The sequence below is a fragment of the Serratia sp. 22264 genome (assembly GCF_052045345.1).
GTDB lineage: Bacteria > Pseudomonadota > Gammaproteobacteria > Enterobacterales > Enterobacteriaceae > Serratia > Serratia plymuthica.
Genome location: NZ_JBQEOY010000003.1, coordinates 1 through 23,607, shown reverse-complemented (window position 1 = coordinate 23,607; position 23,607 = coordinate 1). Strand labels below are relative to the sequence as shown.

Here is a 23,607-nt window from a genome sequence, read left to right as displayed (position 1 = left end):
TTAATGTTGGCGGAACGGACGGGGCTCGAACCCGCGACCCCCTGCGTGACAGGCAGGTATTCTAACCAACTGAACTACCGCTCCGCGCCGTTCAACTCTTGCGAGAGGAACGAGGCGCATATTACGGTTGAGCTTCTATTCCGTCAATGCCTTTTTCTTACGAAATTAACCGTTTGCGCAGTTTTTCAGCTAAGGCGGTTAAAAAGCGCGTTTTCATGCCGGGAACGCCGTTATTCCGCTTCCGCACGCCACAGGCAACTGCCGCCCTTTTTCGCCACCAAATCCAGTCGCGCCTCATGGGCAACCACTTCTGCATCGCTGGCATAGACCACTTTCATCGCCGTCGCCGGACGGACAATGCGCTGTATATCCTGCGTCGAGTCGTTATGCTGCGTGTCGCCTTCCATCTGGAACGCCATCGACGTCTGGCCGCCGGTCATCGCCAGATAAACTTCCGCCAGGATCTCGGCATCGAGCAATGCGCCGTGCAGCGTACGCTTGCTGTTGTCTATCTCATAACGGCCGCAAAGGGCGTCAAGGTTGTTGCGCTTGCCCGGGAACAGGCGGCGCGCCATCAACAGGCTGTCAGTGATGGTGCAGAAGGTGTCGGTCTTCGGCAGCCCCTTCTGCAACATGCGGAATTCGTGATCCATAAAGCCGATGTCGAACGACGCATTATGGATGACTAACTCACCGCCACGAATGAAGTCGATGAACTCATCGGCGATTTGGTCGAACGTGGGCTTATCCGCCAGGAACTCGTCGCTGATGCCGTGAACCCCGTAGGCTTCAGGATCCACCAGCCGATCAGGTTTGACGTAAACGTGATAGTGGCGGCCGGTCAGGCGACGGTTAATCACTTCCACTGCGCCAATTTCAATGATGCGGTGGCCTTCGTAATGCACCCCGAGTTTGTTCATACCGGTGGTTTCGGTATCGAGGACAATCTGTCTGGTGGTTGTAGAGATCATATTGCAGTGCTCACAGCGCTCGTTTATGTCAGACTTGGCTTTTATAAAACCGATAGGAAGAGTCTACCAGAGATGCTCAAACAGGTAGAAATTTTCACCGACGGCTCCTGCCTTGGCAACCCGGGCCCCGGTGGTTACGGCGCTATACTGCGCTATAAGCAAGTTGAGAAAACCTTCAGTGCGGGTTACCGCCTGACCACCAACAATCGCATGGAGCTGATGGCGGCGATTGTCGCGCTCGAAGCCCTGACCGCCCCCTGTGAAGTGACGCTGAGCACCGACAGCCAGTATGTGCGCCAGGGCATTACCAGTTGGATCCATAACTGGAAAAAGCGTGGCTGGAAAACAGCCGATAAAAAACCGGTCAAAAATGTCGATCTTTGGCAGCGGTTGGACCTGGCCATTCAGACCCACACCATCAAATGGGAATGGGTTAAAGGCCACGCCGGCCACCCGGAGAACGAACGCTGCGACGTGCTGGCGCGCGATGCGGCCGGCAACCCCACGCAGGATGACGTGGGTTACAAACCGGAAAATTAAGGCAGCTTGCGGTAACTCTTGGTCGCGCCGACGGCGCGGCTGAGAGCCGGTTTTCTGGCCCCTACCTTCATCGGCGTTGGCGTCAGCGGCAAGGTGCGTTTACGCGCGACAATCACGCTCATGCACCCCAGCGCCGGCAAATGCGTACTTAAAAACGACCCGCCTTTGCGCTGCCACGGCAGTACATGAAAGCGCGCCTGATGCAGCACTTCATAATTCAACAGGCTGAGCCAGTCCAACAGGCGCATTTGGGTAAACATGCGGCTGACATAGGGCTGACGATGGCGTAATCCGGGCACCAGCTTGCCCAATCCCAACAGGCTGAACGGGTTGAAACTGCTGATCACCAGCCAACCGTCGTCAATCAATACGCGATCGACTTCGCGCAGCATGCGGTGCGGATCGTCGGCATAAGACAGCGTATGCGCCAGCAGGCAGGCATCTACCGATTTGGCGGCGAACGGCAGCTGGTAAGCATCCGCCAGCACCTGCAGGTTTTCCCCTTTCAGGCTCACATTCACCTGATGCGAAATGGCGCACTTGTCGGTCGCCAGGCTGGCGCTGAGGTTACCGAGTTTCAGCAGGTGAAAACCGAACAGCTTCGACCACCAGGGTTGCAACTGCCGCTCGAGCGCCTCACGATAGTATTCCCCCCACGGCATTTCCGCCCAAGACTGTGGGCCGGCGAGCTTTTCTAGAGTATGGGCTGGTTTCATGATTTATTATCTTCTTTCAAGCCGTTGCCAACATGAGGTCCAACATGAATCTTATCAGCATTCCCGCCTTCCAGGACAATTACATTTGGTTATTGGATAACCAACAAGGGCATTGCGTCCTGGTCGATCCCGGCGAAGCGCAACCGGCGCTTGACGCGTTGGAACGCCTGAATCTGAAGCCTGATGCCATTCTGCTGACCCATCATCATCACGATCACGTCGGCGGCGTAGCGCAAATTGCGGCGCGCTATCCTGGCTTGAAGGTCTATGGCCCGCAGGAAACAGCCGACAAAGGAGCAAATCACATCGTTCATGACGGTGAAACGATCGAAATCAACGGCCGCCAATACGCCGTTATCGCGGTTCCCGGACATACGCTGGGCCATGTAGCATTCTATAGCGCACCTTATCTGTTCTGCGGAGACACGATTTTCTCTGCCGGCTGCGGCAGGCTGTTTGAAGGAACGGCCGAGCAAATGTACAACGCATTTCAACAACTCGCGCAACTTCCCGATAACACCTTAATTTGCTGCGCGCATGAATATACTCTTTCAAATCTTAAGTTTGCGCGCGCTATTTTGCCGGAAGATCGAGAGATTGAAACATATCAACAACAAGTCGAAGCGTTAAGGGCAAAAGGCCAGCCCAGCGTCCCTGCAAGGCTACAAACAGAGCGTAAAATTAACCTATTTTTACGATGCCATGACACTGATTTACAAAAGAAATTAGGCTTTTATACACCACCAGACCATCTTCATTCGGTTTTTTCCGAATTACGCCTGCGGAAAGATAACTTCTGAGCTTTTAGTTGTGTTATTTGACGAAGCAAAGTATGATTGCTCGTCTTTTAAGCAACTATATTGACACACACATGAAGGCTAAAGCGATATTTCTCGCCTCAGTCTTGCTAGTGGGGTGCCAGTCATCCAGGCAGGATGCACCGGCCCCAGAACAGCATGCACAGAGTTTGTCTTCGGCAGGTCAAGAAGGTGAAGCAGGAGAGTACACAGCGAATGGTCGAGCGAGCTCGGCGCGGTGGCTAGATAACAATAGTGGTGCCGCGCAACAGAACCTGTGGAACTTCATTAGCGACGAGCTGAAGATGGAGGTTCCGGAAAATTCCCGGATCCGTGATCAAAAAAGAAAGTACCTAAAAAGTAAGAGCTATCTCCACGATGTAACATTACGGGCAGAGCCGTACATGTACTGGATAGTCGGGCAGATTAAGAAACGTAATATGCCGATGGAACTGGTACTGCTACCCATAGTGGAGAGCGCTTTTGACCCACACGCCACGTCAAGTGCCAACGCCGCAGGGCTATGGCAAATCGTGCCGCAAACGGGTCGCAATTATGGTTTGAAAAACAACCAGTGGTATGACGGGCGACGCGATGTCGTGGCCTCGACGACTGCTGCGCTTGATATGATGCAGTACTTGAACCGCATGTTTAACGGTGACTGGTTATTGACCATTGCCGCTTATAACAGTGGTGAAGGCCGTGTCATGCAAGCGGTTAAGGCAAACAAACGCCAGGGTAAGCCAACCAATTTCTGGGCATTGTCGCTTCCGCGTGAAACGTCAATTTATGTCCCGAAAATGCTGGCGCTGAGCGACATCATTAAAAACAGCAAGCAGTACGGCATCAATCTGCCAAAGACTGATAACACCCGTGCGCTGGCTCGTATTGATGTCGGACAGCAAATACAGTTAACTCAGGCGGCTGAGATGGCTGGGCTTTCAATTACCAAGATGAAAGCTTATAACCCCGGTTACAAAAAAGGCGTTACGGCACCCAACGGGCCCCATTACATTATGGTTCCTAAAGGAAATGCCGATCAGCTGAAAGACTCGCTGGCCGATGGCCAGATCGCGGTGACTCAGCCAACGACGCAGTTGGCGAAGAACAGCGGCTTGTCTGGTAGCAGCTCGTATAAAGTGCGCTCCGGCGACACGGTATCGAGCATTGCCAAGCGGTTGAACATTAAAACCAGCGATTTGCAGAGTTGGAACAACTTGCGTGCCAAGAGCGCTTTAAAAGTTGGGCAAACCCTGCAAGTGGCCAGCAACACTGACAGTAACAGCAGTATCACCTATCAAGTTCGTAAAGGTGATTCGCTTGCCAGTATTGCACGTCGTCATCGCGTCGATATTACCGACGTGATGCGTTGGAATTCAACGCTCGGCAAAGGCAACAGCCTGCAACCCGGTCTGAAACTGACCTTGTTTGTAAGCAACAAAATGACGCCGGATACCTAAATTTCCGGCACAAAAAAAGCACCCTTCGGGGTGCTTTTTTATTGGCTGAATGCTGAGCGCTCATTACCAGTGCGGCTTGTCTGCCTCAGGATGAAACTCCACCAGCAGAGGGTTATGATCCGAAGCGCTGGTCACCAGTACGGATGCCTCCGCGACCCCCATATTGCGATAAAAGACAAAGTCCAACGGGCGGCCAAAAGCTTTCCGGCGGTGATCGTCGGTGAAATTCACTTCGCGCAGCGCCATATCGCTGGCGAACTGATACAGCGCATTGATGCGTTTGCGGCTCCAGGCATTAAAATCCCCGGCCATGATCACCGGCCCATGGTGATTAGCAATTTGCTCACCGATTGGCCCCAGTTGCTTACTGTATACGTCCACACCCAAGCTAAAATTCACCGCATGGATATTTACCACCATCAGCAATTGGCCGTTAAACAGCGGATAGACGGTAATCAAGGCCGACTTGGCTAACCGCAGTAGCGGTTCACGCTCACGCAGCGGGCAGCAGTAAACCGGGTGAGCCGCCGCCAGCGTCATCACGCCTGAAGGATGTTGAGGCAACGCAAATGCCGGCACCTGATCGGCCGCCAGATAGTTGGCAGTGGCAAAGCTCACCAGTTCAGGCGTAGTTTGCGCTTCTTGCAACAGCACCAGCTGCGCATCCTTGCCATAGTTTTTCAGCACCGAGAGCCAGTCCGCCCGCTGCTGTTTAAAGATATTCCACACCATCACCCGCAACGCGCCTGCCGTGGGCAATGCGGCCCCGGGCGGCAGCGGCTGGTTGATGGCACCAGGGAAAATTCGCTCAACTGGCTGGCCTGCAACATACCTCATTGCATAAGTTCGTTTCGGCACGCTATTCGCCTATTTCCCATGAGGATGAAACTGACGGTGACATTCCCGCCAACAATGAATCTATTATACGCCTGCCCTCACCTGACAGCATGGCTTTTGCGGGGTATATCCTTTTCAGTTATAGGGGCCTGAAACAGGGAATTCAATGTTCTGACAGTATATGTATGTAAAGGTTAGCGACGATGAGTGAGAAATGCGAAAAGGCCCGCAAAATGAACTGCGGGCCTGAATAGCGTGAAAGCATGGGGATCAGGCAGGCTGCTGCTGGTACTTCTTATCCAGACGCCCGCTAAGGCCAACCAGCAACAGGGCCACCAGCACGATCAACGCGCCAATCCACGGCGTTTGCGCCAATCCCAGGGTAGCTACGGTCTGGCCGCCAATCACCGACCCCAGCGCAATGCCCACGTTAAATGCCGCAATATTCAGACCGGAAGCCACATCCACCGCGTTCGGCGTGTACTGCTCGGCTTTCTGCACCACATACACCTGCAAACCCGGAACGTTGCCGAAGGCAAACACGCCCATGACGATCACCGTTATCAACGCGGCAATGCTGTGGCCGGCAGTAAACTGGAACGCCAGCAGCAGAGCGGCCAATGCGGCAAAGATAAAGCTCAGCGCGCGCACGGCGCCATGACGATCCGCCAGTTTGCCCCCCCAGATGTTACCGAACGCCACCGCAATGCCATAGGCCAACAGGATCCAGCTTACCGCCGGAGCGGAGAAACCCGCCAATTCCTGCATCATGGGCGCCAGGAAGGTAAAGGTGGTGAACACGCCGCCGTAACCGAGGGCGGTGATGGCGTAGATCAGCAACAGGCGCGGATGGGTCAGTACTTTAAACTGCTCGCCGATACTGGCGCTGGCCTGATTCTTGATATTGTTCGGGACCAGAATGATGCTGGCCACAGTGGCAATAACGCCAATCAGTGATACCGCCAGGAAGGTTTCGCGCCAGCCGAAGTGCTGGCCGATAAAGGTCCCCAACGGCACCCCGGTCACCAGCGCCACGGTCAGGCCGCCGAACATGATGGCGATCGCCGAGGCGGCCTTCTCTTTCGCCACCAGGCCGGTCGCGATAGTAGAGCCGATTGAGAAGAATACGCCGTGCGCCAGGCCGGTCAGCAGGCGAGCAACCACCAGCGACTCATAGCCTGGAGCCTGCCAGGCCAGCAGGTTGCCGAGGGTGAACAGCACCATGAGACCGATCAGCAGCAGCTTGCGCGGCACGCGGCCGGTCAATGCCGTCAGCACCGGTGCGCCAATCGCCACGCCGATAGCATAAATGGTTACCAGCAGCCCTGCAGAGGGCACGGTAACGCCAAGTTGCTCTGCGATGGTCGGGATCAAGCCGACTATCACAAACTCCGTGGTGCCGATAGCAAAGGCACTGATGGTCAATGCAAGTAATGCGAGAGGCATGTTTATTTACTCCAAATAGCGTTCAGGTTGATGACGGCTATTATCTGCCCATGCTTAAATGATAAAAATGTTCAAAGTTTCAAATTAATTTTGCCAATGGAGCAACAATGAAGGCCAATTCCGATGAGTTGATCACTTTTGTCACCGTGGTGGAAAGCGGCAGTTTCAGCCGGGCGGCTGAGCGGCTGGAACAGGCCAACTCGGTGGTCAGCCGCACGGTCAAGAAACTGGAAGCCAAGCTGGGCGTGACGCTGCTAAATCGCACTACGCGGCAAATCAGCCTGACGCAGGAAGGGGAAAACTATTTCCGCCAGGTGCAGAAGATACTGAGCGATATGGCGGCGGCAGAAAATACGCTGATGGAAAGCCGCCGGCGCCCACAAGGGCTGCTGCGCATCGACGCCGCTACGCCGGTGGTGCTGCACGTATTGACGCCGCTGGTGGCGGAGTTCAGGGCTCGTTACCCGGAGATGTCGCTGTCGCTGGTGTCGTCAGAGAACTTTATCAACCTGATAGAACGTAAGGTGGATATCGCCATCCGCGTGGGTGAACTGAGCGACTCCACCCTGAAGGCGCGTAAACTGATGACCAGCTATCGGCGCGTGCTGGCCTCCCCCGCCTATCTGGCGCAGTACGGCACGCCGCAGACGGTGGAGGCGCTGGAACGGCATTGCTGTATCGGTTTTAACGATCTGCCCAGCCTGAACCGCTGGCCGCTGGCCTGTACCGACGGCCGTCAACTGGAAATCACGCCGGGGCTGACCACCAACAGCGGTGAAACCCAGCGTCATCTGTGCCTGCACGGTAACGGCATTGCCTGCCTGTCGGATTTTATGATCGACGCGGATATAGCACGCGGCAATCTGGTGCCGATTCTGGTGAAAGAGACCCTGCCGGTAGCGATGCCGATCAATGCGGTGTATTACAGCGACAGTGCGGTCAGCAACCGCCTGCGCAGCTTTATCGACTTCGTCAGCGAACGCCTGGCGCAATAAAAAAGGCGCCCTTGGGCGCCCTGATGCACATGTTCCGGAACCTTAATCCCAGTTCGGCGCCAGGCCTTCCGGGCTAACCAAACGGCCATTGCTTTCCAGCGTAGCCATCTCCGCCATTTCTTCCGCAGTCAGCGTCAACTGCTGCGCCAGCAGGTTGCTGGCCAGGTTTTCACGCCGAGTGGAAGAAGGGATCACCGCATAACCCAGTTGCAGCGCCCAGGCCAGGATAACCTGAGCGGGGGTCGCGTTGCGCCGCGCCGCGATAGCCTTGATAGTTTCATCCTGCAGCGCTTTGCCATAGGCCAGCGTCATATAGGAGGTGATGGCAATGCCGTGCTGCTGAGCAAACTCAACCACCTGGCGGTTCTGCAGATACGGGGATAGCTCAACTTGGTTAGTCGCGATCTGCTCCGCACCTACGGCATCGATCGCCTGCTGCATCAGGTCCAGGGTGAAGTTGGACACCCCGATTTGGCGCGTCAGCCCCAGTTTTTTGGCTTCCAGCAGCTCAGCCATAAACTCGGCAACGGGGACTTCGCCATTGGGTGACGGCCAGTGGATCAGCGTCAAATCGACGTAGGTTGTTTGCAGCTTACTCAGGCTCTCTTGCAGGCTCGGGATCAATTTGCCCTTCGCCAGATTGGCGATCCAAATCTTGGTGGTGATGAACAACTCGTCGCGCGGTATGCCGCTGGCGGCAATTGCCTGGCCCACTGCCGCTTCGTTTTCGTAGATCTGCGCGGTATCAATCGCGCGATACCCCAACTCCAGCGCAGTGCCGACCGAGTCGATCACGACCTGATCCTGAAGACGGAAAGTGCCTAAACCAAATGCAGGGATGCTCATAATGTTATTCTCTCATTAGGATGTTGATGCGATATGGGAGGATTATGGCAACTGTTTTGTTGATCAAAAACGCCCTATTGCGCATAAGACTTTTGATTCAACGACAACAATAACCGGAGCGAGCGCCCCGGTTTGCAGGAATTACGCCCAGCGACGCAGGATCAACGAGGTGTTGATCCCCCCGAACGCGAAGTTGTTCGATTGCACGAACTCGGTATCAATTTGCCGATATTCACCCATGATGTAATCCAGATCGCCGCAGGCACTGTCCGGTTCACTGAGATTGATGGTCGGCGCAAAGCGGCCTTCGCGCATCATCTCCAGCGTCATCCAGGCTTCCAGTGCGCCGCAGGCACCCAACGTATGGCCAAAATAGCTTTTCAGCGAGGAGATTGGCGTGCGGTTGCCAAAAATCGCCGCCGTTGCCTGGCTTTCCGCTATATCGCCGCGATCGGTCGCCGTACCGTGAGCGCTGATGTAACCGATATCGCCGGTCGCCAGCCCAGAGGCCTTCAGCGCCTGCTGCATGCAAATCTGCATGGTTTCCCGCTGCGGTTGGGTAATATGCGCCGCATCGCAGTTGGTCGCAAAAGTGATAATCTCGCCGTAAATAGTGGCGCCGCGCGCCTGCGCATGCTCCAGCGACTCAAGGATCAAGGTTCCGGCCCCCTCGCCAATCACCAGGCCGTCGCGCTGACGATCAAACGGGCGTGGCGACATATCCGGGCGATCGTTTTGCTGGCTGGTCGCAAACAACGTATCGAACACCGCCGCCTCCGAAGGACACAGCTCCTCGGCTCCGCCCGCCACCATCACCGTCTGATAACCGTGGCGGATGCTCTCGTAAGCGTAGCCAATCGCCTGGCTGCCTGAAGTACAGGCGCTGGAGGTCGGGATCACCCGTCCCCGCAGGCCGAAAAACAGGCCGGTATTCACCGCTGCGGTGTGCGGCATCATCTGCACATAAGTGGTGCCGGTGATATTGTTGGTGTGTTTTTCCGTCAGCATGGTGGCGAACTCGCTGACCGGTTTGGTGCTGCCGGTAGAGGAGCCGTAGGCGATGCCGGTCTCGCCGTTGGTCAACACCGCCTCACCCAGCAACCCGGCCTGCTCAAGCGCCAGTTCGGTCGCACGGGTAGCCAACAGTGAAACGCGCCCCATCGAACGGATGCGCTTGCGCGTATAATGCTCCGGCAGCACGAAATCATCGATCGGCGCGCCAAGGAGGGTGTTCAACCCCTGATACTCTTCCCATTGCGCCATATAACGCACCGCATTCTTACCCTGCTTCAGCCGGCCGGACACGTCCGCCCAGTTATTGCCGAAAGCGGTAACGCCCGCCATGCCGGTCACAACCACTCGCTGCGTCATACCATTCCTCCGTTAATGGAAATGACCTGCCGCGTTACGTAGCCGGCAATATCTGACATCAAATAGCTGGCCAGCCCGGCCACCTCTTCCGCCGAACCCATGCGTTTGAGCGGGATGGCACGCATCGCTTCAATCAGCGCCGCCGGCTCCATGTCAATCATGCCGGTGTCAATCAGGCCCGGAGCGATGCAGTTAACGGTAATTTTGCGTTTCGCCAACTCGACAGCCAGCGCCTTGCAGGCACCGATTATGCCGGCCTTGGCCGCGCTGTAGTTGACCTGCCCACGGTTACCCATTACGCCGGAAACCGACGACAGCGCAATGATTCGCCCGCCTTTGCGCAGGCCAATCATCGGCATGACGCAGGGGTGAAGCACATTGTAGAAGCTGTCGAGGTTAGTGTGGATCACCCCGTCCCAGTCCTCTTCGCTCAGTGCCGGGAAAGCGCCATCGCGGGTAATGCCCGCATTGTTCACCACGCCGTAATAGGCGCCGTGAACCTCAATATCTTGCTCAAGCTGCTCGCGGCATTGGGTGCGGTTGCTGATATCAAACTGAATCAAACGCCCTTGCCCGCCGGCGGCGACAATTTGCTGCAGCGTGAACTCTGCCCCGGTTTTATCGCGGTGGTAGTGAACGACGATCAAAAAGCCATCCGCAGCCAGGCGGCAGGCAATAGCCTGACCGATCCCTTTACTGGCGCCGGTGACTAAAACGGAACGCATCATGCGTTTCCCCTTAAGGTAGTCAATTGGATTATTTCTTGTTGATCAGGCTGATAGGTATTCAGCCTGCCCTGTGCGACCCGCACATTATCGATACCGATTTCACATTCGAAACTGGCCAGCTTTTCGTCTTTCAGCAGTTGCTGCACGCTAACCCGCAGTTCGCTGCCGGCAGGAAATACCGGCAATTCGCAGTAGATGGCGCGCCCGCCGAGCAGCATGCCAAGCTGCGGTGGTTGGGCATGCTGCCTGCCATGCCAGCCGCTCCAGACGCCGATGGCCTGCGCCATCAGCTCAATGCCGTACCAGCCAGGCAGTGCGCCCTGCGCATCAAGAAAGGGAGCCAATACGCCGTCAGGGCTGACCGTCACCGCGCACTGAGCGTGCTCCTCGCCTACCTCAAGCACCCTTTCCAGCAGCACCATCGGTGATGCGTGGGGCAAATAGTATTCCGCAATGTGATAACGACTCATGGCGCATCCCCCAGCAACAGGCAGGCATTATTGCCGCCGAACGCAAACGAATTCGACAAGATAGCGCGCTGGCGCAACGGTTGCTGCCGGGAAACCAGACCTATCGGTGCCAGCTCGCCATCGCAGGGCGAAACGCTGAAATCCTGCTGCGGCAATGGCAATGGCTGGGTCAATAACAACCAGCTCAGTGCCGCTTCTACCGCACCGGCGGCACCCAGCGTGTGGCCGGTGAGGTGCTTGGTGGAGCTGCACGGCGTCTGCGCGCCAAACAGGCGATTCACCACCTGAGCTTCTACCCGATCGTTAAGCCGCGTCGCGGTGCCGTGCAGATTGATATACCCGATCTGTTCGGCGCTCAAACCCGCCTGCCGCAGCGCCATGTCGATAGCCCGTTCTGCACCGGCGCCTTCCGGATGCGGTGCCGACATATGCCAGGCATCGGAAGACTCACCGACACCCAGCAAGGCGACGGCTGCCGGCTCACGCGTCAGCAGCATGAGCGCAGCGGCCTCGCCAATATTGATGCCGCTGCGCCCGGCGGCGAATGGCGTGCAACGCTCCGCCGACAGCGACTCCAGGCTGTTGAAGCCGTTGATCGGCATCTGGCACAGACTATCGGCACCGCCCACAATCGCCGCATCCACCAGCCCGGCGTCAATCAGGCGTTTACCGCTGATGATGGCGCGTGCACTGGAGGAACAGGCGGTAGACAAGGTGTAGGCCGGGCCACGGGTAGCAAGAAAGGCGCTGAGGAACTGGCCTGGGTCGCCCAACTCCTGCTGCTGATAATCATAGCCCTGCGGCCACTGCCCTGCCTGATGCCGTTGCAGCGCCAGCTCACCTTCGTGAATGCCGGAAGTGCTGGTGCCCATGATCACCGCAACGCGTTCGGCGCCGTAGCGGGCGATGGCCTCATGCACCGGCGCCTCGATTTGCGCCAATGCGGCCAACAGCAGGCGGTTGTTGCGAGAGTGATGGCGTTTGAGCGGCTCGGGAATGGCGGGCAGCTCGCCCTGTACGTTACCGAACCAGGAGGGCGCGCCGCCAAGCAGCCACTGCGTCTGCCTCTGCATGCCAGGCGCTACGCCGCGAGCCAAATTTTCCGCGATCTGCGGCAGACTGCCACCCAGAGCGTTCACCATCCCTACGGCAGTGAAATAGATCATTATTCGCTCCCCAGATTCTGAATGGTGATGCGGTAATGGAAAGCGGATTGGGCTATCGACAGCGGGTTGCGTTGGCCATGGGCTTGCTGATAACGAATTTCACTGATCGTCGCGCCGCGATCGTCATACAGACGGCGCACCTCCGGCCGATCCTCCAACCGCCATCCTGCAGGCAGCAAGGGCTGCCAGTCGGCCGCTGGCCAATAGCTCAGCATGATATCGGCCAGCACCTGGCTGGCGGGCGGCAGTTCACCCGTTTTGATCAACTGCTCGGTGTGGATCCCCTGGCGATCATAGGTCAGGTTGAACAAGCGGATGCCCAGCGGCGACATCCCCACCAGTTGCAGGCGGCGGCCGTCGGCATTGAGCAGCACCAGCATCGAATGCCGCTGTCCCTTCACTTCGGCGGTCAATAACTGTTGCTGGCTGATCGGTTGCTCTAACACCGGCGGCGGCAATGTCACCCGCGTGCCGGGTTTCAGCCACGCCTGCGGCAAGGTGGGATCCTGCGAACCGGCACAGCCGGCCAGCAGGGTTGCCAACATTAACAGCATCATTCGTAAGCCGCGCATCAGGCTTTTCCTCTTTTTCTTTTCGTTGCTAACGTCAGCGGTGCCAACAGAAATGCCACGGCGATACCGCTGCTTAGTACAATGCCAAAACTGCTGATGGCCTGAGTATGGCTCAGTACCAGCATGCCAAAGGTCAGTTGGGTGGTGAAGACCGCCATAAAGATGGCGAACATCGAGGTGGTCGGCGTGCCCCGGGGATTGGTGAAGAACAGCGTATAGTTAATGCCGATCCCCAAGACCAATATCAGCGCCAACAGCGAAAACAGATTCAGCGAATGGCCACTCAGCGCCAGCACCGCAATGCCGCACCCCAGCGACAACAGCGTCGGTACCATGCAGCGCAGGCCGTGCCCCAACCCAAAACGCCACAGGTAGATCAGTGCGATCGCCGCCACCGACAGCGCCAGCAGGTACGAAAGATACAGCCGGTACTGGCCGAACAGTTCGCTGAATTCGGTTTTCCGGTCGATCCAACCGGTGCCCGGCACCTGCCCAGCCAATGCCTGCATCGCCGCGCTGTTTTGCACGCCGTTGACCGGAACCAGCGCCGCACTGCGGCCATCAGGCAACGTCAGCCAAAGCAGACGCCAGCCCTCGCTGACCACGCTGTCCAGCCACTGTTGCGGCGTCACCCAATCAGCGGTCAAGTCAGGCGCATTCAGCGTCAGTTCCGCCTGCTGCAACTGCGCCATCACCTGTGGCGCTATGCGTTGCAACAGGGTGACGTTTTCCTGCTGACGCTGATGCGAAGGCAGCGGCAGCAAGCGATAATCCGCCAGCACGCCTTGCCGTTTGGCCTGTGCCAGCTTGGGTTGCAACAACTCCAGCCGCTGCAGCAGTTGTTCGCCATTGGCACCGTACACCACCAGCCATTTCTGATCGTTATGTTGGCCGGTCAACGCGGCGATACGCTGTTCTTGCTGCTGCAACGCCACCGGCAACGCCTGCAGTTGGCCGATATCGTCATCCACTTTCAGTTGGCTGAAACCGGCAATAATGACCAGCAACGCCGCGCCGGGCAGCCCGTAGCGCAGCAGTGGCCGATGGCGCCAGGCGTGCAGCCAACGAAGGATGAGCGCCAGCCCCGGCGCCGGACGCACCGGCAGCCGACGCGACAGCTGCGGATACCAGCAGATCACGGTAATGCAGGCGGCGCTCAGGCCTGCGGCGGCAAACACCGCCAACTGCTGCAAGCCCGGGAACGGCGCAATCAACAGCGCCAGATAGGCGACCACGGTGGTCAGCAGCGCCATCGACAGTGCCGGCAGCAGTTTTTGCAAACTGGCCAGCGGCGTCGACTGCTGCCCATGCACCCGACGCTCGGTCAGAAAATAGAGCGCGTAATCTGCCGAAATGCCGACGATGCTGATGCTCAGCACCAGCGTCATCAAATGAATTTCACCAAACGCCAGCAGCGTGGCGACGGTGCCCGCCAAGGCGCCGATCCCCACCGACAGCGCACAAAGCAACAACGGCAGTACTGAGCGGAACATTAACAGCACCAGCAGGAAGACTCCCGCCACCGAGGCCAGACCAATGGTCGAAATATCGTGTTCAGCCTGCTGGCTGGCGTAGTTGCTGTAATAGAGCGTGCCGCGGTTCAATACTTCGGCGCCCGGCCAACGTTGTTGCAGTTGCTGTTGCAACGCCGTCAGTTTATCTACCGTGCTTCGTGCGCTGCCGATGTCATAAGAGGAAGCGCCAAGCTCGGCGTGCAGCAGGTACCAACTGCGCCCCTGCGGGTCACGCGCCACCAGCCAACCGTTTGATAAGCCCAGTGAACCGCCGTTGCGCTGCTGCGCCAACTGCGAACCACGCACCAACATCAGCGGGTCGTTAGCCAGTTCCTTGCCGCTGACGCCGGCGAAGGCCGAGTAAAGCTGGCCGAGGATCCACTGGCTTTGCGCCTCCGGCCCCTGCCTCAGCCGTTGCCGGGTGGCATCGTCCAGCAACACGTTGCGGTGCTGATAAAAAAATCGTCCCCACTGCTGCTGGCGTTGCGCGTCCATCGGGCCGCCAACCTGCTGCAATTCCGGCATCTGCCGCAATTGCTGCCACCACCAGCTCACTGCGGCGCTGTCCGCACCTGGCGGTGGACTCACCAGCCACATTAATTGGCGATCGAGCCGGCGGCTGAAGCCGTCGGCCAGTTCATCGGGCACGCCCGCCAGTTGCTGCTTCGGCAATAACGCCAGCACACTGCTGTTGATCTGGCTACGGGGCAGCAGCCAGCACAGCGCCGCGAGCAATATCAGGCAAATCGCCAACCAGCCAAAGGCCAACCGCCGATGCTGTTCAGGACGCAAAACGCTGTTGCTCATCAACGGTCAGTTCCTGCGGCGCCGTACGTTGATTAAAGAAGCGAATGTGCGTGGCATCGCTTTGCATATCGTCGATATCAATGGTTTCCAGGAATTGCTCCCCATTGAGCGTAATGCGTTTAAACAAGCGATCGAGCGGCGTGGTTTTTGGCGTCAATATCAACCGCCATTTGTTGTGCCCCAGATCGCTGAACTGCAAGGCAAAGTTTTGCTCCAGCGCCTGGCTGTCGGCGTGGAACAACGCGGTCAGCAGGTGGTTGAACTGGAACATCTGCGGATTGTTATCCGCCGTCACCACCTGCGGAGGCTGGCCGGCCAGGGTTTGCACCATGCGTTTATCGTCCAGCAACAAGGTCAGCGGGAAAGGTTTCTGCTGTGACCACCACAGCCCTTTTTGTTGGGAAATCAGCAGTTCGCCGCTCGATTTCAGCGGTTTCGCCATACCGCTGATGCTGCGCTGTTGCTCGAACTCGGCACGCAACACCGGCTGTTGGCCGAATCGCTGCTGCAACTCCGTCAGCGTGACCGCCTGGGCGCTCAGGCTGAACAGGGCGAAGACCATCAATAACCAACTTTTCATTGCTCGCCCCCGATGTTATCCAACAGTATCTGCGGTGAAACAAAGCACATCTCTTTGCTTTCAACATCCACCGCCACCTGGATACTGTGCCCGCGGGTGGTGGTTTTGCCGCTTTGCGCATCCAGGATACGGTAACCAATGCGCAGACGGTTTTCGTACTCCTCCAGTTCGGCGCAGACGATGATCCGTTGCTCAAACAGCACCGGCGCAATGTATTTCACCCGCGTATCCACGATCGGCCAAACATAACCCGAAGCCTGCATCTGGCGATAACCGTAATTGAACTGTTTCAGCAAGGCTTCGCGCGCGATCTCAAAATAGCGAAAGTAGTTGCCGTGCCACACCACGCCCATGGCGTCGGTATCATGGAACGGGATAGTCATCTCAATCCGGGTGGAAAAACGCGGATCCTCTTTTAGTTTCATGTCTCAGGCTCCTGTTGCGCCGACGGCCACGCCGCCAACTGCCAGAAATCGAAAAAATTGAACCAGTCGAGCGGCGCCAACAGGCAATAGTGCTCGAGCCGCGCGGCATAATTATCTACCGCCTGCTGCAATGCCTGGTGGCGCTGGCCGCGGGGTAACAGCAGCGGATCGGCAAAGGGTTCGAAATACAGGTTCAGCCGCCCCTGTTGCTTGAGGCCGAACATCAGAAATACCGGGCAGCGCAGCGCGGCAGCCAGGACGAACGGCCCCTGCGGAAAAGGCGCCGGCTTGCCGAGGAAATGGCTCCACACCACGCGCGGCCGTTCGCCACGCTGATGTTTTCCGGCGGAGGTACGATCGCCGACAATCGCCACCCATTCACCGGCGTTTAGCTTGTCTTGCAGGCGCATGGCTGTTTCCGGGCCCAGCGAAGTGACCTGAATCAGATTCAGATTGGCACGCGGATTCACCTCTTTCATCACCTGGTTGAAGCGTTCGGCATGTTCGGTAAACACCAACGCATTGACCTTAACGCTGGCATCCAGCTCGCCCAGCGCACGACAGGACTCGATATCCCCCAGGTGCGAAGCCAGGATCAAGGTCCCTTGGCCGGAAGCGATCTGCCGCTCGAAGCCCGCGCGATCCACCAACTGAATGTCATGCAGTTCCCCCCGCCAGCTTGCCAGCTTATCGAGCATCGCATCGCCGAAGCGCATAAAGTGACGGAAACTGTTGAGCGGTGCGGGCAAGGCTTGTTGCCTGTCCTGTGCGAACTGCCGCAGGCGTTGCAGATAGTCGCGCGATGCTTCGCGCTGAGCGCGGCCGGTGAGCCAGAAGTAGCCAATCACCGGGTACAGCAGCAGTTGAAATGCCCGGCGGCCAAATAGCCGGTAAACCTGCAGCATGAGCCGGATGCCCCACAGACCATGGCGCTCTTCGGTTGCCGACCAGTGCAGTGATCTCGCCGGCTTGCGACGCAGCAGGCGTGGAATACGCGGCAACATGCCGAAAAACAAACGGGTGTGCATCCAGGAAATACGCAGGTTGTCGCGCAGCGCGTCAAAATGGGAAACGCCATCGGCCGGATAGGTGACGCGCGTCGGCAGGAAACGGCTCGGCACGCCTTGCCAATAGAGCCTGACCATCACCTCGGTATCGAAATCCATGCGCTTGCCGAGCGGATGACTCTCCGCCAGCGCCAGCGTCGATTCCACCGGGTAAACGCGAAAACCGCACATGCTGTCTTTCAGCGACAGCGACAGGGTTTCTATCCACACCCATACGTGAGTGACATAGCGGCCATACAGCCGCGCCTTCGGTACCGAGCTGTCGTAGACCGGTTGACCGGAAATCAAACATTCGGGATGAGCGCGCGCTTCGGCGATCATGTCCGGGATATCGCTCAATTGATGCTGGCCGTCGGCATCCACCTGCAAAGCGTGACTGTGGCCCTGGCGATGCGCCCATTGCAGCCCAGCGATCACCGCCGCGCCTTTGCCCTGATTTTGCTCCAGCCGCAGCAGTTGAACCCAAGGTAACTCAGCCGCCAACCGTTGCAATTCATCGGCGGTAGCGGCAGCGCTGCCATCATCCACCACCAGGCACGGCAGGCCATAACCGGTCAGCGAGGCAAGTACGTTGGCCATCATCTGCCCATGATTGAAACAAGGGATGACAATGCAAGGAGAGAACGGCGCGCTCACTGACATAGCGAAATCTTACCGCTGCTGGCGGTAGCCTCACCGAGGCGATAGCTGAACAACAACTTGTGGCGCGCCGGTTGCCATTCAAGTAACAGCAATACGCTCTGCTCCGGTAACAAAGGCTGTTGAAACTTGACGACGTCGATACCTTTGAACGGCGCCTTGATGCCCAATAGCTGATGCGCATACTGCATCGCCCAGTTCACTTGGGCCACGCCGGGCAGGATCGGCTGCTCAGGAAAATGACCGCGAAACCAAAACAGCCCCTCGGGCAGACGCAATAACAGGCTGGCGTGGGTCTCATCGCTCACCTGCTGTTGCAGTACCTCAGGTTGCATCATAAAAACAGCTCCTGTAGTTCGGCATAGGCGCGTTTGCCCTGCGGGTTAAGCGGGATGACATCAATAATGCGCCAACTGCGCGGCAGCGCCACCGGCTCCAGCCATCTGCGCAGCGCCTGGCGCAGTTCTCGGGTGAAAGCCCCTTCGGACACGCGTTGCCGGCGAGCTTCACCGTGCGGGGAAAGCACTATCGCCGCCGCCAACAGGGTGCGCCCTCTTTGCTGGAGTGGCAGCACTGCGGCATCGGCGACCTCCGGCAAGGCTTTCAGGCGGCGCTCAATTTCCGTCAGCGACAGACGTTTCTCTTCTACCTTGATAATCCGATCGGCGCGGCCATCCAACTGAAACAGCCGGCCATTCGGCGCGAGCTGGATAATATCGCTCAGCGCCGCTTCACCGCTATCAGGTATCAGCGGCGAGGCTACGTTGACGCTTTTATCCGAATTAACCCTTAGCTCAATGGACGTAAACAACCGCCAAAGCTCTGCCTCCTTGGTTTGCCTGCGCCAGGCCAGCATGCCGGTTTCGGTGGTGCCGTAAATCTCCAGCGGCAGCACCTTCAGCATTTGCCGGGTAAGCTGCGCTTCGGCAAAGGTTAGCGGGCCACCGGCGGAAAACACCTGGGCGCAGGCTGAAAACGCCAACCGGTTATCCAAACGTTTAAGCCACGCCGGGCTGCTGACAAAAATCAGACGCCGTTCCTGATGCCTGGCAATCAGTTGCTCATGATATTGCGTCAGCTGCGCATCAAACGGCAGGCCGAGCGCCAGCGGCAGGAACAGGCGGAAACTCAGGCCGTACATATGCTGATGAGACACCGATGCCGCCACGCAGCAGCCCTGAAAGACTTCGCCCCACTCGGCGGCCAACAGTTCGCTCTCGCGATCCATGCAGGCGACAGATTTGATTACCGCCTGCGGCCGGCCGGTCGAACCTGAGGTATAAATAATAAATCGGGGATCCTGAGGCCAGGCGGGCAGCGGGATATCCGCCACAGAGTCCTCTGTCACGCTCAGAACCGGCGTACCGGGATTGAGAGGGAAATCGGTCAGCAGAGCGTCGTAATCCGCCCGCTGCTCTTTGAGGATAGCTTCACGCTGGTGACCGAAGATCACCGGCAACCTGGCGGCATAAAGCGATGCCAGCCAGGCAACGGCAAAACGATAACTATCCTCAAAACACAGCGCCCAGCGGCGTTCTTCCCTGCCTGCCAGCCTTGCGGCCAGGGCGGCGACATCGCGGCGGAATTGGCCAAGGCGCAGTGCCTGCGGGCCACGCCAGGCAATAAGCAGCGAATCATCCCGATCCGCGCTGAGCCACTGGCTCATCGGTAAACTCAGGCGCGCCTGATCCTTTTCCTGACTATCCATTCAATACCCATTAATGCCCCCATCAGCAGATAACTGATGCCGCCGTTGTACAGCGTCCAGAGCGCTATATCGCCTGATAGGCAGCTTGCCAGCGCTATTGCGCCATTAACTATAAAGAACCCGCACCAGACCTGAGTCACCCGTCGGGTATAAGCCACGCCGGTGGCGCCTAATTGCGGTTCGGTAATTCGTGCCAGCCGTTCAACCACCGTGGGCGGCGAAAACAGGGAGTAGGCAAACAACAAAAGCAGTAAAACGTTGACCAACACCGGGTAATACAGCAACCAGTGGCTCTGTTTTAGCCCCCAACTGGCGAGTGCCAGCAGGATACCTACTCCGGCTAACGCCTTGCCCAGCCACATGTGCCGGTGCAGGTTGCCGCGCAAAACCAACAGCCGCAACGCAAAAACCGCCGCCAGTAAGGGTGCCAGGATTGTGGTTCCCCAACGTGTCAGGCCAGCCCACACCGCCAGGGGATAAAGCAACAGCAGCAGCCAGGTCAGGCTCTGCAGCAACCGCAAAACAGGGTTCAGCCAAGAAGCGGTTCTCATCTTAGCGCCGCGGGGTTAACTGTCTGATTTCAGCAGTTCATCGATAGCGTCAACCACGTCCTGCACGGTACGCACCGACTTGAACATTTCCGGCTTAATCTTCTTGCCGGTGGTTTTCTGCAGATGCACCACCAGATCTACCGCATCAATGCTGTCCAGTTCCAGCTCTTCGTAAAGGCGAGATTCCGGTTTAATATCATCAGCATCCAGTTCAAACAGTTTGACCAGCAGCGCCTGAATTTGCAGGTAAATAGCTTGCTTATCCATGAAAACCTCTTATTTGCTACGCAGTGCAGAAACAAACTTCACCAGCGTTTCCACGGAATAAAAATGTTGGCGCATGTCTTCGCTTTCAGCTGACAGCACCACGCCATAACGGTTCTTTAATGCCAGGCCCAATTCCAACGCATCAATCGAGTCCAGGCCCAGTCCATCACCAAACAGCGGTGCTTCGGCGTCAATCTCCTCCGGCGTCATACCTTCAAGATTGAGCGTATCAATGATCAATTGCTTGATTTCGGTGCTCAATAAATTCATTCCACTATTTCTCATTATTTATAGAGTCTGACTGTAAAGCGTCAGTTAAATGCTGGGTTAATCTTCTTGCCGCAAGGGCGGGAGAAACGTCATCCGCACGAATAAAGGTACGAGTTTCGATCTTATCCTGAACGGTGATATGGAACTGAGGTTTTATCGGCGGAATGTTATACCATTTACCCTGTTTCGTCAGCATGGGCGGGCGACAGTGAATCTGTACCACCCTAATGTCACACTGGCTGCGCAGTGCTATATTTGCCGCCCCTCGCTGTAGTGTGAGAGCCTTGCCTGGCGAGGTACGTGTCCCCTCAGGAAAGATCAGGATAGTCCCGCCGCTAGCCAGACGTTGCCGGCATTGTTCCAGTAAACGATCCGACTCCGCATTGGCCAGGTAACCCGCCGCCTTTATCACGCCGCTGACAAACACATTATTCAGCAGGGCTTCTTTAACGATGCAGTCGCAGCGCGGCATGCGCGAAGCCAGCAGCACATAATCCAGCAGGCTGGGATGGTTGGCGATCACCAGACAACCGCGATCCTCTTTGAGGCGCTCGGCACCGTCGAAACGGTAATCCAGTACGCCCAATAAGCGGGTAGTGCCCAGAAAAAAGCGAAAGCTGTTTCGGATCGAATTTTGCGTCAGTTGGCTGCGGCGCGCAGGATCGCGCACTGCCAGACGCATCAGGTTAAACCAGATGCCGGACAGCAACAGCCCGCCGAGGCCGAAAAGCGAAAAACACAAACCGGTGGCGATAATCCGCCAGAAACGGTTCACCCATGAAGATTGCTCGGGGATTTGTTCAGCAGGTATAACCCTGACCATCAGCGCTCCCACATCCAACAGTGCTGCGGGCCAGGCACCGTGAATTCTTTATCTGCGCCAAGCCAGCCACGCAAAAATGACAGGCTCTGTGGTTCCTTACGGCGATCCAGGCCAGGCCTTACCGTACGACAATTCAATGAATTGCCGCTTTCAAGCAGCAGTGCGACCGCATAGGGGAAGGGATTCGCCGGAATGAAAGGCTGGTAAACCTCCGGTACGATACCGTCAAAATCAATTAATAGCACCCGCTCGGCACTGCCGGTGGCCAACACGGCCTGGGCTTCAATCATCCCCTGTTGAAAACTGTCCTCACCCGCAGCCAGTGAGGTGGTCGGTAAGGTATTCTTCGCCGTAATGGTCAACCACCCTGCTGCTGTGTTGTGCACCGACATGGCAAAATCTGTGGGTGACAATGGCTGTTCCTGATGCAGATGCTGAAGAATTTTGTGCGTACGCTCCAGCTCACCATGACGACTGGTAAAAATCGCCATATCCGCCTGATGGTCGTTTAATAAGATCAGCCCGCTCTCGACGGCCAACCGCGTTCCAGCACTCATCCGCCGTAGCGACATCATCGGTATATGGGAACATGCGGGTAACACACCCCGGTATTCAGCGGAAAAATGAGTATCTGTAGCCCACTGGCGCCATGCTTCACGCGTTCCACGATCGGGAGCCATCGCCCACCAACTGAGTATATTCATGCCGCCCGCCATTAATGCCATTACAGGTCATAAAAATTCCGTGCGTAAATTTATTATATTTAACCCAATAATGCATGCGCAAAATTCCTATTTTTGCTCGGCATATTCGATTAAATGATTAAGCTTAGTTATAGAGGTAACGCAGAGAGAATTAAGCATCGTAAAATTATCACGATAAAAATCATCCATATTTATCGACAATGGTTCTTGTTGGTACCTTAATGAAGGTAACACCTCGCCTAAAACATTATAATAGCTAATGTATTTGTTATTTACTATCACTCAGGGAAAAGAGTATGAAACCCTTAACACGCATTTTAGTGGGCATATTCGTCGCCGCTCTGGCTAGCGGCTGTGCAGGTACCGCTCCAGTGCAAAACATCAACCAAAGCATTGCTGGCAACCACAGCGAAGTTCAGGTACGTCGGGCTGAACCGTGGCTGGATTATCAACCCGGTCAGTGAGGGTGTTATCGATGGAAAAATATTGTTGCGTGGACACAGAGACGACATCCATATCGCTTACAGTACAAATCGTTACCAGATTAGGTATGTGGGAAGCAACAATATGGATGCCAAAGAGGGTAAGATTCATTCAAATTACAATCGCTGGAAGGCTAATCTGAATAAGGACATTCAGTTAGAACTGGCACGGCAGAATATTAAATAACATTCGGTAAGGTACATCATCCAGTAAAAGTAATGATGTCGGGCATATTATTCTTTATGTTAGCGTTAAATTCAGACAATTATTTATCAATAATTGTCTCTCATCGCATAAAACACGCAACGATATTTCGATTATGACAAGTTTTCAATATGAAAAAGCCCTGAGTCATAGACTCAGGGCTTATCAATAAGTGGCGGAACGGACGGGGCTCGAACCCGCGACCCCCTGCGTGACAGGCAGGTATTCTAACCAACTGAACTACCGCTCCACCGATTCTTTTACGTTGCATCTTTCGATGCAGGCAAAACCGCACTTGGCGATCCTGCTCATTACCAGGTGTCATGCTGATAACGTTTATTTGATGCCTGGCAGTGTCCTACTCTCGCATGGGGAGACCCCACACTACCATCGGCGCTACGGCGTTTCACTTCTGAGTTCGGCATGGGGTCAGGTGGGACCACCGCGCTATTGCCGCCAGGCAAATTCTGTTTCATTCCAACCGCTACTCCCGTAGCCATCAGAACCAATCTAAGAACATCGCTGAAAATCAAAAACCAATCTCTCTAAAACACCTTCGGTGTTGTAAGGTTAAGCCTCACGGATCATTAGTACTGGTTAGCTCAATGCATCGCTGCACTTACACACCCAGCCTATCAACGTCTTAGTCT

The 23,607-nt window shown here is 56.5% G+C and carries 25 protein-coding genes, 2 tRNA genes, 2 rRNA genes and 1 pseudogene; 5 read left to right on the top strand and 25 right to left on the bottom strand.

Translation table 11 applies throughout. The features are described from left to right. Positions 1-7: 7 nt before the first annotated feature. Positions 8-84, bottom strand: a tRNA-Asp gene (locus tag ACTJJ1_RS13575). A 146-nt stretch (positions 85-230) separates the two neighbouring features. Next, the gene (gene dnaQ / locus ACTJJ1_RS13570) at positions 231-971 is read right to left on the bottom strand and encodes a DNA polymerase III subunit epsilon (RefSeq protein ID WP_004948987.1); all 741 of its coding nucleotides are present in this window, start codon (positions 969-971) and stop codon (positions 231-233) included. Between the two features lie 72 nt (positions 972-1,043). Here dnaQ and rnhA point away from each other — a divergent pair, with 72 nt between their 5' ends. Beyond that, positions 1,044-1,511 carry a ribonuclease HI gene (gene rnhA, locus ACTJJ1_RS13565; protein WP_006323762.1) on the top strand — a complete coding sequence of 156 codons (468 nt, stop codon included), beginning with the start codon at positions 1,044-1,046 and terminating at the stop codon, positions 1,509-1,511. On the opposite strand, the gene ACTJJ1_RS13560 is transcribed toward rnhA, so the two are convergent. Next, positions 1,508-2,227: a class I SAM-dependent methyltransferase gene (locus ACTJJ1_RS13560; protein ID WP_004948984.1), complete on the bottom strand. Its 720-nt coding sequence runs from the start codon at positions 2,225-2,227 to the stop codon at positions 1,508-1,510. The genes rnhA and ACTJJ1_RS13560 overlap by 4 nt on opposite strands. Positions 2,228-2,271: 44 nt before the next feature. Here ACTJJ1_RS13560 and gloB point away from each other — a divergent pair, with 44 nt between their 5' ends. Both gloB and mltD read left to right on the top strand, forming a co-directional pair. After that, on the top strand, positions 2,272-3,027 hold the full coding sequence (gene gloB, locus ACTJJ1_RS13555) for a hydroxyacylglutathione hydrolase (RefSeq protein WP_004948982.1): 756 nt from the start codon (positions 2,272-2,274) through the stop codon (positions 3,025-3,027). A gap of 71 nt (positions 3,028-3,098) precedes the next feature. Next, positions 3,099-4,484 carry a murein transglycosylase D gene (mltD, locus tag ACTJJ1_RS13550; RefSeq protein ID WP_170865750.1) on the top strand — a complete coding sequence of 462 codons (1,386 nt, stop codon included), beginning with the start codon at positions 3,099-3,101 and terminating at the stop codon, positions 4,482-4,484. Between the two features lie 63 nt (positions 4,485-4,547). Here mltD and ACTJJ1_RS13545 read toward each other — a convergent pair whose 3' ends face one another. Both ACTJJ1_RS13545 and ACTJJ1_RS13540 read right to left on the bottom strand, forming a co-directional pair. Beyond that, the gene (locus tag ACTJJ1_RS13545) at positions 4,548-5,342 is read right to left on the bottom strand and encodes an endonuclease/exonuclease/phosphatase family protein (protein ID WP_013811593.1); all 795 of its coding nucleotides are present in this window, start codon (positions 5,340-5,342) and stop codon (positions 4,548-4,550) included. A 249-nt stretch (positions 5,343-5,591) separates the two neighbouring features. Continuing rightward, a complete protein-coding gene (locus ACTJJ1_RS13540; protein ID WP_004948976.1) occupies positions 5,592-6,767 on the bottom strand; it encodes an MFS transporter in 1,176 nt (391 codons plus the stop codon). Between the two features lie 107 nt (positions 6,768-6,874). On the opposite strand from ACTJJ1_RS13540, the gene yafC reads away from it, so the two are divergent. After that, positions 6,875-7,762, top strand: coding sequence for a DNA-binding transcriptional regulator YafC (gene yafC / locus ACTJJ1_RS13535; RefSeq protein ID WP_004948974.1), 888 nt, complete (start codon positions 6,875-6,877; stop codon positions 7,760-7,762). A gap of 42 nt (positions 7,763-7,804) precedes the next feature. Here the strand turns inward: yafC and dkgB are convergent, their stop codons facing one another. From dkgB to ACTJJ1_RS13450, 17 genes are all read right to left on the bottom strand, one after another. Then, positions 7,805-8,608 (bottom strand): 2,5-didehydrogluconate reductase DkgB, encoded by an 804-nt coding sequence (gene dkgB, locus ACTJJ1_RS13530; RefSeq protein WP_004948973.1) that lies wholly within the window; start codon positions 8,606-8,608, stop codon positions 7,805-7,807. Between the two features lie 141 nt (positions 8,609-8,749). Then, positions 8,750-9,979: a beta-ketoacyl-ACP synthase gene (locus ACTJJ1_RS13525; RefSeq protein ID WP_440834041.1), complete on the bottom strand. Its 1,230-nt coding sequence runs from the start codon at positions 9,977-9,979 to the stop codon at positions 8,750-8,752. Beyond that, complete coding sequence (locus ACTJJ1_RS13520) at positions 9,976-10,707, bottom strand: 3-ketoacyl-ACP reductase FabG2 (RefSeq protein ID WP_122288764.1); 732 nt, start codon at positions 10,705-10,707, stop codon at positions 9,976-9,978. The genes ACTJJ1_RS13525 and ACTJJ1_RS13520 overlap by 4 nt, the downstream gene beginning before the upstream one ends. Next, positions 10,704-11,177 (bottom strand): ApeP family dehydratase, encoded by a 474-nt coding sequence (locus tag ACTJJ1_RS13515; RefSeq protein ID WP_440834039.1) that lies wholly within the window; start codon positions 11,175-11,177, stop codon positions 10,704-10,706. The genes ACTJJ1_RS13520 and ACTJJ1_RS13515 overlap by 4 nt, the downstream gene beginning before the upstream one ends. Further along, on the bottom strand, positions 11,174-12,343 hold the full coding sequence (locus ACTJJ1_RS13510) for a beta-ketoacyl-[acyl-carrier-protein] synthase family protein (RefSeq protein WP_440834037.1): 1,170 nt from the start codon (positions 12,341-12,343) through the stop codon (positions 11,174-11,176). Before ACTJJ1_RS13510 ends, ACTJJ1_RS13515 begins: the two co-directional genes overlap by 4 nt. Further along, entirely contained in the window at positions 12,343-12,915 is a 573-nt protein-coding gene (locus ACTJJ1_RS13505; protein WP_004948962.1) for a DUF3261 domain-containing protein, read from the bottom strand. Before ACTJJ1_RS13505 ends, ACTJJ1_RS13510 begins: the two co-directional genes overlap by 1 nt. Continuing rightward, a complete protein-coding gene (locus tag ACTJJ1_RS13500) occupies positions 12,915-15,236 on the bottom strand; it encodes an MMPL family transporter (RefSeq protein ID WP_440834035.1) in 2,322 nt (773 codons plus the stop codon). Before ACTJJ1_RS13500 ends, ACTJJ1_RS13505 begins: the two co-directional genes overlap by 1 nt. Next, entirely contained in the window at positions 15,211-15,816 is a 606-nt protein-coding gene (locus ACTJJ1_RS13495) for a LolA family protein (protein ID WP_004948960.1), read from the bottom strand. The genes ACTJJ1_RS13500 and ACTJJ1_RS13495 overlap by 26 nt, the downstream gene beginning before the upstream one ends. Next, complete coding sequence (locus ACTJJ1_RS13490; protein ID WP_004948959.1) at positions 15,813-16,241, bottom strand: acyl-CoA thioesterase; 429 nt, start codon at positions 16,239-16,241, stop codon at positions 15,813-15,815. The genes ACTJJ1_RS13495 and ACTJJ1_RS13490 overlap by 4 nt, the downstream gene beginning before the upstream one ends. Continuing rightward, a complete protein-coding gene (locus ACTJJ1_RS13485; RefSeq protein WP_440834032.1) occupies positions 16,238-17,950 on the bottom strand; it encodes a glycosyltransferase family 2 protein in 1,713 nt (570 codons plus the stop codon). The genes ACTJJ1_RS13490 and ACTJJ1_RS13485 overlap by 4 nt, the downstream gene beginning before the upstream one ends. Beyond that, positions 17,941-18,285, bottom strand: coding sequence for an ApeI family dehydratase (locus tag ACTJJ1_RS13480; protein ID WP_004948957.1), 345 nt, complete (start codon positions 18,283-18,285; stop codon positions 17,941-17,943). Before ACTJJ1_RS13480 ends, ACTJJ1_RS13485 begins: the two co-directional genes overlap by 10 nt. Then, a complete protein-coding gene (locus ACTJJ1_RS13475) occupies positions 18,282-19,655 on the bottom strand; it encodes an AMP-binding protein (RefSeq protein WP_440834029.1) in 1,374 nt (457 codons plus the stop codon). Before ACTJJ1_RS13475 ends, ACTJJ1_RS13480 begins: the two co-directional genes overlap by 4 nt. Further along, positions 19,622-20,206, bottom strand: coding sequence for a hypothetical protein (locus ACTJJ1_RS13470; RefSeq protein WP_122288771.1), 585 nt, complete (start codon positions 20,204-20,206; stop codon positions 19,622-19,624). The genes ACTJJ1_RS13475 and ACTJJ1_RS13470 overlap by 34 nt, the downstream gene beginning before the upstream one ends. Before the next feature lie 15 nt (positions 20,207-20,221). After that, entirely contained in the window at positions 20,222-20,473 is a 252-nt protein-coding gene (locus tag ACTJJ1_RS13465; RefSeq protein WP_004948952.1) for an acyl carrier protein, read from the bottom strand. A gap of 9 nt (positions 20,474-20,482) precedes the next feature. Continuing rightward, entirely contained in the window at positions 20,483-20,743 is a 261-nt protein-coding gene (locus ACTJJ1_RS13460) for a phosphopantetheine-binding protein (protein ID WP_004948950.1), read from the bottom strand. Between the two features lie 4 nt (positions 20,744-20,747). Beyond that, positions 20,748-21,566, bottom strand: coding sequence for a lysophospholipid acyltransferase family protein (locus ACTJJ1_RS13455; RefSeq protein WP_004948948.1), 819 nt, complete (start codon positions 21,564-21,566; stop codon positions 20,748-20,750). Further along, a complete protein-coding gene (locus ACTJJ1_RS13450) occupies positions 21,566-22,282 on the bottom strand; it encodes a beta-ketoacyl synthase chain length factor (protein WP_409443528.1) in 717 nt (238 codons plus the stop codon). Before ACTJJ1_RS13450 ends, ACTJJ1_RS13455 begins: the two co-directional genes overlap by 1 nt. Before the next feature lie 284 nt (positions 22,283-22,566). On the opposite strand from ACTJJ1_RS13450, the pseudogene ACTJJ1_RS13445 reads away from it, so the two are divergent. After that, positions 22,567-22,939: pseudogene (locus ACTJJ1_RS13445) on the top strand (hypothetical protein). A gap of 191 nt (positions 22,940-23,130) precedes the next feature. On the opposite strand, the gene ACTJJ1_RS13440 reads toward ACTJJ1_RS13445, so the two are convergent. The 3 genes from ACTJJ1_RS13440 to ACTJJ1_RS13430 form a co-directional block, all read right to left on the bottom strand. Continuing rightward, positions 23,131-23,207: transfer RNA gene (locus tag ACTJJ1_RS13440), tRNA-Asp, on the bottom strand. A gap of 95 nt (positions 23,208-23,302) precedes the next feature. After that, positions 23,303-23,418: ribosomal RNA gene (gene rrf, locus ACTJJ1_RS13435) — 5S ribosomal RNA — on the bottom strand. A gap of 105 nt (positions 23,419-23,523) precedes the next feature. Further along, positions 23,524-23,607, bottom strand: a 23S ribosomal RNA gene (locus ACTJJ1_RS13430); the annotation flags it as partial.